This window comes from Ideonella azotifigens (assembly GCF_006519715.1).
GTDB classification, from domain to species: domain Bacteria; phylum Pseudomonadota; class Gammaproteobacteria; order Burkholderiales; family Burkholderiaceae_C; genus Ideonella; species Ideonella azotifigens.
Genome location: NZ_VIDT01000138.1, coordinates 1 through 10,445 on the forward strand (window position 1 = coordinate 1; position 10,445 = coordinate 10,445).

The 10,445-nt window shown below is 67.1% G+C and carries 1 protein-coding gene; it reads left to right on the top strand.

What is annotated here, in order from left to right; all coding sequences use genetic code 11:
* A partial coding sequence (locus tag FKP22_RS11160) for an SDR family NAD(P)-dependent oxidoreductase (RefSeq protein WP_141287569.1) occupies positions 1–10,445 on the top strand: 10,445 nt, incomplete at both ends.

Below are 10,445 nucleotides of genomic sequence, written 5' to 3' on the forward strand. Positions count from 1 at the left end.
CCCAGGTCACCGCCACGTCCGCGCTGCTGCGCGAGAAGTGCGTGCAGCAGTTCAAGAAGCTTGTCGGCCAGACCCTGAAGATGCCGCTCGACAGGATCGATGCCGGCACCGGCCTGGACGCCTACGGCATCGACTCGATCCTGGTGCTGGAGCTGAGCAACGGCCTGCGCCAGGCGTTCAAGGACCTTGGCATCGAAAGTGCGGTCAGCCCGACGCTGTTCTTCGAGTACGCCAGCGTCGATTCGCTGGCCGATCATTTCATCGCGACCCAGCCCGAGGCGATGATGCGCTGGGTCGGGTTGGATGCCGCCGCAGCGCCGCAGGTGGCGGCATCGCCAAGCCTGCCGGAGCCGCCCATTCGGATCACGAGCCAGTCGCGGCGCACGACAGCGCGCGGCTTCCGCCGTCCAGGCAATGGCACACCGCCTGCAACGCTGCCGCCTGCAACGCTGGACGTGGCCATCATCGGGCTGTCCGGGCGCTATCCGGAGGCGGCCGATGTCACCGAGTTCTGGGCGCACCTGAAGGCCGGACGCAACTGCATCCGCGAGGTGCCGGCAGCGCGCTGGGACCACGCCCCGTATTTCGATGAGCGCCGGGGCCAGCCCGGCAAGGCCTACACCCGCTGGGCCGGCTTCATCGACGATGTTGATTGCTTCGATCCGCTGTTCTTCAACATCTCGCCGCGCGAAGCGGAGGCCATGAGCCCGCAGGAGCGGCTGTTCATCCAGGAGGCCTACGCCTGCATCGAGGATGCCGGCTACACCCCCGCCACGCTGTGCGCCAGCCGCAAGGTCGGCATGTTCGTCGGCGTGATGAACGAGCGTTATCCGAGCGGCACGCGCTTCTGGTCCATCGCCAACCGGGTGTCCTACCTGTTGGACTTCCAGGGGCCCAGCATGGCGGTGGACACCGCCTGCTCGTCGTCGCTGACGGCCATCCACCTGGCACTGGAGAGCCTGCGCAGCGGCGAGAGCGAGGTGGCGATTGCCGGCGGCGTCAACCTGATCGTGGACCCGGATCACCTGCTGACCCTGTCCGCGATGACGATGCTGTCCGCCGGCGACAAGTGCAAGTCGTTTGCGGCTGACGGCGACGGCTTTGTCGATGGCGAGGCCGTGGGCGCGCTTGTGCTCAAGCCGCTGCAGCAGGCCGTTGCCGATGGCGATCACATCCACGGCGTGATCAAGGGCAGCGCCGTCAATGCCGGCGGCAGGACCAACGGCTACATGGTGCCCAACCCGGCGATGCAGGCGCAGGTCGTGCGCAGCGCGCTGGAGCGTGCGGGCGTCGATGCCCGCAACGTCAGCTACCTCGAAGCCCAGGGCACCGGCAGCAGCCTGGGCGATCCGATCGAGATTGCCGGCCTCACCAAGGCCTTCCGGGACTGGACCGAGGACAAGCAGTTCTGCGCCATCGGTTCGGCCAAGTCCAATGTGGGCCACTGCGAGAGCGCGGCTGGCATCGTGGCCCTCAGCAAGGTGCTGATGCAGATGAAGCACCGGACGCTGGTGCCCAGCCTGCATGCGGCCGAGGTCAATCCGTCCATTGACTTCGCCAATTCGCCCTTCGCATTGCAACGGGAGTTGGCGCCCTGGCCGCGAATGGTTCGGGACATCGGCGGCCGCGCGCAGGAGATCCCTCGCACGGCCGGCATCTCGTCGTTTGGCGCGGGCGGCGCGAATGCGCATGTGGTGATCGAGGAATACATCGCGTCGGCGGTGCCAGCCAGCATGGGTGGCGCCGTGATGGTCGTGTTGTCGGCGCGTCGCCAGGATCGCCTGGAGGACCAGGCGCGGCGCCTGCTCGCCGCGATCACGGCAGACCAGACCGAGCTCTCGCTCGCCGATCTCGCCTACACCTTGCAGGTCGGGCGCGAGGCGATGGAAGAACGGCTCGCGCTGACGGTCGAATCGCTCGCCGAGTTGCGCCACAAGCTCTCTGCCTTCCTGGCAGGGGACGAGGCCATCGCCGGCCTGCATCGCGGGCAAGCCAGGCGCGGCAAGGACGCGATGGTCCTGCTCGCCGGTGACGAAGACATCGACATGGCCTCGGTCGCGGCCACCTGGCTCGCCAAGGGCAAGGCCGACAAGCTGCTGGGCCTGTGGGTCAGGGGCCTGCCGGTCGACTGGGCGGCATTGCATCGCAACAGCGGCCAGGCGCCGCGGCGGATCAGCCTGCCAACCTATCCGTTTGCCCGCGAGCGCTACTGGACCGAACGCCGCGAGGAAGCGGCGGCGTCGCCTGTGCGCTTGGAACACCAGGCCTTCGATGCACCGGTCGCGGCGGTGGAACCGGTGGTGGCGGTCCAGCCCGCAGCCGTCGACGACGCGACGTTGCGGCAGCGCATCCAGCAAGCTTTGGTCGAGAGGGTCTCGGCCACGCTGAAGGTGAAGCCTGAAGACATCGACGGCGAAACCTCGCTCAGCGAATACGGCTTCGACTCGATCACGCTGACCGGTTTCGGCAATGGCTTGAACGAGCGCTACCAGGCCGAGCTGACACCGACGATCTTCTTCGAGTTCCCGACCCTGGACGGACTGGCAGGCTTCCTGGCCCGCGAGCGCCGCGAGACCATGCGGCGCCACTTCGCGCCCCAGGGCGGGCCTGTTGCGGCCCCACCGGCCCCCCGGGCGACCCAGGCGCTGTCCACGAGCCAAGACCAGCGCACCACTGTGGCAGCAGCGCCCAGCCGTGCCCCGGCGGTGGACGAGCCGATTGCCATCATCGGCATGAGCGGCCAGTTCCCGATGGCGGATGACATCGATGCCTTGTGGCGCGTGCTCGCCGAAGGCAAGGACTGCATCAGCGAAATTCCGCGTGAGCGTCTTGATTGGGGGACCTGGTCCGCCGACTCCGCAGAGGCGCACGCCCGCGTCAAGTGGGGCGGCTTCATGGCTGGCATCGACGAATTCGATCCGATGTTCTTCGGCATCTCGCCGAAGGAAGCCGAGCTGATGGATCCGCAGCAGCGCCTGATGATGATGCAGGTCTGGAAGGCGCTCGAAGACGCTGGCTACGCGGGCTCGGCCCTGTCGGGCAGCAACACCGCGCTCTACGTCGGCACGATGGCCAGCGGCTATGCCAGCCTGATCAGCCGTGCGCACACACCCGTCGAAGGCCATTCGTCAACCGGCGCGGTGGCTTCGGTCGGCCCGAACCGGATGAGCTATTTCCTCGACTGGCATGGGCCCAGCGAGCCGGTGGAAACGGCCTGCTCCAGCTCGCTGGTCGCCATGAGGCGCGCTGTCCTCGCGCTGCAGCGGGGCGACTGCGGCATGGCCATTGCCGGTGGCGTCAACACCCTCGTCAATCCGGAGCTGCACGCCAGCTTTGCGAAGGCCGGCATGCTGGCCGAGGACGGCCGCTGCAAGACCTTCTCCAGCGAGGCCAACGGCTACGTGCGCGGCGAAGGCGTGGCGATGCTGGTGCTCAAGCGCCTGTCGGACGCCGAGCGCGATGGCGACCACATCCACGGTCTGGTGCGCGGCATCGCCGAAAACCACGGCGGCCGTGCCAACTCCTTGACGGCGCCGAATCCGACCGCACAGGCGGCGGTGGTCGCCAAGGCCTACGAGCGCGCCGGCATTGACCCCCGCACGGTGACCTACATCGAGGCGCACGGTACCGGAACCAAGCTGGGCGACCCGGTCGAGATCAACGGGCTCAAGGCGGCCTTCAAGACCCTGTACGCGACCACGGGGGACAGTGCCGTCGCTGCGCCGCATTGCGGGATCGGCTCGGTCAAGACCAACATCGGCCACCTGGAACTGGCGGCCGGTGTCACCGGCGTCATCAAGGTCTTGCTGCAGATGAGGCACAGGGTGCTGGTGAAAAGCTTGCACAGCGAGGCGCTGAATCCGTACATCGACCTCAATGGAAGTCCGTTCTACGTCGTGCAGGAGGCGCGCGAGTGGACAGCACTGCGCGACGCGCAAGGCCAGGCCCTGCCGCGTCGTGCGGGCGTGAGCTCGTTCGGCTTTGGCGGCGTCAATGCGCACGTGGTACTGGAGGAGTACCTCCCGCTGGCGGTGGCCAGACCTGCTGCGACCGGTCCCGTCGCCGTCGTGCTGTCGGCGCGCGATGACGAGCGGCTGCGCGAGCAGGCAGAGCGGCTGTGGGCATTCGCCAACGCGCCGGAGAACGCCGCCGTCGACCTGCATGACCTGGCTTACACACTGCAGGTCGGCCGCGAAGCAATGAAGGCGCGGCTGGGCCTGGTGGCAGGCTCGCTTGCAGAGCTGCGCGAGAAGCTGGCCCGCCATCTGGCCGGCGACACCGGTGCCAACGAGGTCCACCGCGGGCAGGCCGGGCGCAACAAGGCGGCCACGGCCAGCGCCGACACGCGCAGTGGGATCGAGCGGAGCGAGCTGGACACGCTGCTTGCGTTGTGGGTGAAAGGCGAGGCGGTGGACTGGACAGGCATGTACAGCGACCGTCCGCCGCGTCGCATCAGCTTGCCGAGCTACGCGTTTGCAAAGGAACGACATTGGGTGCCGACGGGTCGCAGCGACGCGCAGGCCACTTCCGCCCCGTCTGCCTTGCTGCACCCGCTGGTGCATCGCAATTCCTCGAACCTGCTCGGGCCGCGCTTCAGCAGCCGCTTCAGCGGCAACGAGTTTTTCCTCGCCGACCATGTCGTGTTGGACCAGCGCATCCTGCCCGGCGCCGCGCAACTGGAAATGGCGCGCTTCGCGGTGAGCGAGGCGATGAGCGGAATGGGCGATGGTGCCGGTGCGCTGCATCTGAAGGACGTGGTCTGGGCACGGCCCGTCACGGTCGGGCCGGAGGGTGTGGCGTTGCATGTTTCGCTGTATCCGGAGGATGACGGCGATGTCCGTTATGCGCTGCACGCTGGCACCGCGGAGGCCGAGGTGTTCTACGGCCAAGGCCTGGTGACGGCGTCCGCGGACCAGGCTGCGCCGGTGACGCACGACATCACGGCCTTGCAGCAGCAATGCTCGCAGGCGTACCTGGGTGCCGCGCAGTGCTACGCGCTGTTCGACGATCTTGGCCTGCACTACGGCAGCGGCTTCCAGGGGCTGGGCGAGCTGTTCATCGGCGAGCAACTGGCGGTGGCCGCGATCACGCTGCCGCCATCGGTGCTGGCGGCACAGGACAGCTACGTCTTGCACCCCAGCCTGCTCGACGCGGCGATGCAGGCCTCGGTTGGCCTGCGGATCGGCGCCAACACTGGCGGCCTGAGCCTGATGCTGCCGTTTGCCTTGGGATCGCTGGCGGTGCTTGCGCCTTGCACGGCCGCGATGTGGGCCGTCGTTCGGCCTACCGCCGACCATGCGAGCAGCGACGCGGTGCAGGAGGTCGACATCGACCTCTGCGACGCCAACGGCATGGCCTGCGTGCAATTCAGGCGGCTCGGCCTGAAGGCCATGACCACGTCGACACCTCCGACCGATAGCGCGCCGAAGGCAGAGCGCTCAGTCCCCGCCCCTGTGCCCGTGCCGGTAGCAGCCGATGCACTGGACAGCTTCGACGAAAGAGCAGTTCGCTACCTGGTCCGCTTCCTCGCCAATGCGCTGAAGCTGCCGACACAGAAGATCGACGCACAGGCACAGATGGAGAGCTACGGCATCGACTCCATCCTGATCCTGGACCTGACGCGCAGCCTGGAAAAACAGTTCGGGCCGCTGCCCAAGACGCTGTTCTTCGAATACCAGACCATTGCCGCATTGAGTGGCTATTTTGTTCAGCACCATCCTGCTGCAATGGCCGCGCTGGTGGGGCAAGCGCGCAGCGTCCCGAGCACTGTGGCGCTGCCTGTGGCAGCAACAGCGGAGAAGCCGGTTTCAGCGCTGTTGCGCCACCGCTCTCGCTACGAAGTGCGCGGCCCGATCCACGGGAATGCCAGCGCTTCTGCCGCCGGCGAGATTGCCATCATCGGCCTGTCAGGCCGCTACCCCGAGGCAGGGGACGTGGGAGCGTTCTGGGCGAACCTGAGCGCCGGCAAAGACAGCATCAGCGAGATCCCTGCGGAGCGCTGGGACTGGCGAGCCTACTTCGACGAAGACCGGACCCGGGCTGGCAAGACCTACAGCAAATGGGGCGGCTTCATCGAAGGCGTGGATGAGTTCGACCCGCTGTTCTTCAACATCTCGCCGAGAGAAGCCGAACTGATGGACCCGCAGGAGCGGCTGTTCCTGCAATGCGTGCACGCCACGCTGGAAGACGCCGGCTACACCCGGGGCAGCGTCGCTGCGGAGCAGAACGTTGGCGTGTTCGTCGGCGTCATGTACGAGGAATACCAACTCTACGGCGCGCAGGAACAGGCCAGAGGCCACAACCTGGCCGTCTTCAACAGCCCCGCATCCATCGCCAACCGCATCTCCTACTGGTGCAACTTCAGCGGACCCAGCCTGGCCCTGGACACCATGTGCTCGTCCTCGCTCACCGCCATCCACCTGGCCTGCCAAAGCCTGCGGCAAGGCAACTGCAGCGTGGCGGTGGCCGGAGGCGTCAACGTCTCGGTGCATCCCAACAAGTATCTGATGCTCGCCCAGGGCAAATTCATCTCCGGCAAAGGCCGCTGCGAAAGCTTCGGCGAAGGCGGAGAAGGCTACGTCCCCGGAGAAGGCGTGGGCGCCATCCTGCTCAAGCCCCTGGCCCAAGCGCAAGCCGACGGCGACCACATCTACGGCGTCATCAAGGCCAGCGCCATCAACCATGGCGGCAAGACCAACGGCTACACCGTCCCGAACCCCAACGCGCAAGCCAAAGTCATAGAGCGCGCGCTCAAGGAAGGCGGCATCGACGCGCGGGACATCAGCTACATCGAAGCCCACGGCACGGGGACCAGCCTGGGCGACCCGATCGAAATCGCAGGTCTGGCCAAAGCCTTCGGCCAATGGACAAGCGACAAACAGTACTGCGCCATCGGCTCGGCCAAATCCAACATCGGCCACTGCGAAAGCGCCGCCGGCATTGCCGGCGTCACCAAAGTCCTGCTGCAACTCAAGCACCGCCAGATCGCACCCAGCCTGCACTCGGCTGTCCTGAACCCCAACATCGACTTCGAGGCCACGCCCTTCGTCGTGCAGCAAGCACTCACCGACTGGCCCAGGCCTGTCCGGGAAATCGGCGGAACAAGGACAGAAGGCAAACGCATCGCCGGCATCTCGTCGTTCGGCGCGGGCGGGGCCAATGCGCACGTGGTCGTCGAGGAATACAGCGCAGCGCAAACCCAACGCACAGACCAGGGCCCGGCACTCATCGTACTGTCGGCCAGAAGCGAAGACCGGCTCCAGGAACAAGTCCGGCAACTGCGCGAGGCCATCGAAGCCGACGCGGCCATCCATCTTGCCGATCTCGCCTACACGCTGCAGGTCGGGCGAGAGGCGATGGAAGAGCGGCTGGGGCTGGTTGTCAGTTCGGTGGAGGAACTGAAGCACAAGCTGAGCGAGCACCTCGAAGGCCGCGACGTCGACGAGCTCTACCGGGGCCAGGTCAAGCGGAACAAGGAAACCTTGGCGGCGCTGACCGGCGACGAGGACACGGCTGCCATGGCGGATGCCTGGATCGCCAAGGGCAAGTTCGGCAAGTTGCTGGACCTGTGGGTCAAGGGCATGACCGTGGACTGGCAGCGGCTGTACGGCAACCAGAAGCCGCAGCGCATCAGCCTGCCCACCTATCCGTTTGCGCGTGAACGCTACTGGCTGGACGTGTCTGCGCCGCAGGCGGTGCAGACTGCAACGGGCGGTCAACTGCACCCGCTGCTGCATCGCAACACTTCCAGCTTTGAGGTGCAGCGCTTCAGTTCGCACTTCAGTGGCGAGGAGTTCTTCTTCGCCGACCATGGGGTGAAAGGCACGCGCATCCTGCCGGGTGTGGCGCAGCTGGAGATGGCGCGGCACGCGGTGAGCCTGGCCATGGACGAAGACTGCTCGCTGCAGCTCCGGGACATCGCCTGGCTGCGACCGGTGGTGGCCGGCGAGGACGGTGTGGAACTGTACATCGCGCTGCTGCCACAGGCGGCTGGCGACATCCGCTTCGAGATCTACAGCGATGGCGAAGGCGACGAATCCCGGGTGCATTGCCAGGGCGCGGTCGTGACGGTCGCCGAGGCGCCTGGCGCCACTGTGGCAACGCATGACCTGGTGGCGTTGCGCGCGCAATGCAGCGCGGCGCATCTCGATGCTGCGCAGTGCTACGCGGCATTTGACCGGATGGGCTTGGCATACGGCCCGAGCTTCCAGGGCCTGAATGAACTTCTGGTCGGAGACGGCCAGGTCCTGGCCCGGGTCGTGTTGCCGGCTTCCGCGCCGACGGAAGGTTACGGGCTGCATCCCAGCCTGCTGGACGCGGCACTGCAAGCCACCCTCGGTCTGCTGCGCTCGGCCGGGCACGCGGACGATGGCCGCTTGTGGTTGCCCGCCACGCTCGGTGCGCTGGAACTGCTCGCCCCGTGCACCGCCAACATGTGGGCCGTCTTGCGACCGAGTGCCGGGACGGCAGCCGTTGGCGCGCTGCCATCCGCGATCGACGTTGACCTTTGCGACGAACACGGCGTCGTCTGTGTCCGGTTCAGTGGGCTCGGGCTGCGCATTGCCGCGCCCATTGCCGAAGCTGGAACGGCTTTGCAGACCTTGCTGGCCAAGCCGGTCTGGGAAGCCAGGCCGGTTGCCGTCGACGCCGCGGCGGGCCGCAGCTTCGCACGGCACGTGGTGATGCTCTGCGGCCTCGATGCGGCCGCCACTCGCCAGGTCCAGGCCGAGCTGCCGGATGTGACTTGCGTGGCCATTGCCGTGGACGAGGACCTGGCCGCGAGCTATGCCTCCGCAGCCGAGGTGCTGCTGGCACAGCTCCAGTCCCTGAGCCGCCAGCCTGGCCAGCACCGGGTCCAGTTGCTTGTGCCCCAGCTGGGCACGGCCCGGCTGATGGCGGGCCTGGGCGGCATGCTGCGCACGGCGCAGCGGGAGAACCCGGCTCTGCTCGGCCAGGTGATCCAGGTCGAACCTGGGCAGAACCTGTCGCAGGCATTGCGCGACAACCGCGACAGCCTGGCAGCGGACGTGTGCTACATCGGCGGCGAGCGCCAGGTCGGCGGCTGGACCGAGTGGGTCGGCGTGGCTGACGCGGCTTCGCCATGGCAGGACCAGGGCGTCTACCTGATCACCGGTGGCGCAGGCGGCCTGGGCCTGATCTTCGCGCAGGAGATCGCGCGCCGGGCCAAGGGCGCGAGGCTGGTGCTGACCGGGCGCTCGCCGCTGAACGCCAGGACGCAGGCCAGCCTCGACCGCCTGGTGGCAATGGGCGGGGCTGCGCAATATCGCCAGCTCGACGTGGGCGACCGCGAGGCCGTGACGAGCCTGGTGGCCGAACTCGTCGAAGCCTTCGGTGGCCTGAACGGCGTGCTGCACAGCGCAGGTGTGCTGCGCGACAGCTTCATCATCAGGAAGACCCGCGAGGAACTGCAGGACGTGCTGCACGCCAAGGTGGCCGGCACGCTGAACCTCGACGCGGCCACCCGCGATCTGGCGCTGGACTGCTTCATCTGCTTCTCGTCCATCGCCAGTGCGCTGGGCAACGTCGGGCAGGCCGACTACGCGGCGGCCAACGGTTTCATGGAGGCCTTCGCCCATTTCCGGGATGGCCTGGTGGCACAAGGCCTGCGGCAGGGGCGCAGCCTGGCCATCAACTGGCCGCTGTGGGAAGAAGGCGGCATGCAGGTGGACGCTGCTACGCGGCGCCACCTGCTGCAGGAAATCGGCATGACGCCGCTGCGCAGCGCCAGTGGTTGCACAGCCTTGGTCCAGGCCTTGGGCAGTGGCCTGCCGCAGGTGCTGGTGGTCGAGGGCCATGTCGAACGCCTGAAGGCCGCCCTGTTGACCGCTGCGCCGGCAGAACCCGCCGTCCCGCAAGCCGAGACAGCGCCAGTTCAGCTGGGCGAGGACTTGCGTGACAAGACGGTGCGGCACCTGGTGCGTCTGCTGTCGGCCACTTTGAAGCTGCCGCCACACAAGATCGATGCGCAGGTGGCCCTGGAAGCCTACGGCATCGACTCCGTCCTGGTGATGGACTTGACGCAGAAGCTGGAGAAGTCCTTCGGCCCGCTGCCGAAAACGCTGTTCTTCGAATACCAGACGATTGCCGCACTGTCCGGCTATTTCCTGCAGAGCCACCACACGCAGCTGGTCGAGTTGCTTGGTGAAAAACCTGCGCTCTCTTCACCTGCCGTCGCCCCGGGTCTGCAGCGCGAGATCGTGCCGACACTGCGCAGCCGTTCTCGCTTCGGTTCGCGCTTCGATGTGCGCAATGCGGGTCCAGCGGTTGGCGAAATCGCGATCATCGGCCTGTCAGGCCGCTACCCCGAGGCAGGGGACGTGGGAGCGTTCTGGGCGAACCTGAGCGCCGGCAAAGACAGCATCAGCGAGATCCCTGCGGAGCGCTGGGACTGGCGAGCCTACTTCGACGAAGACCGGACCCGGGCT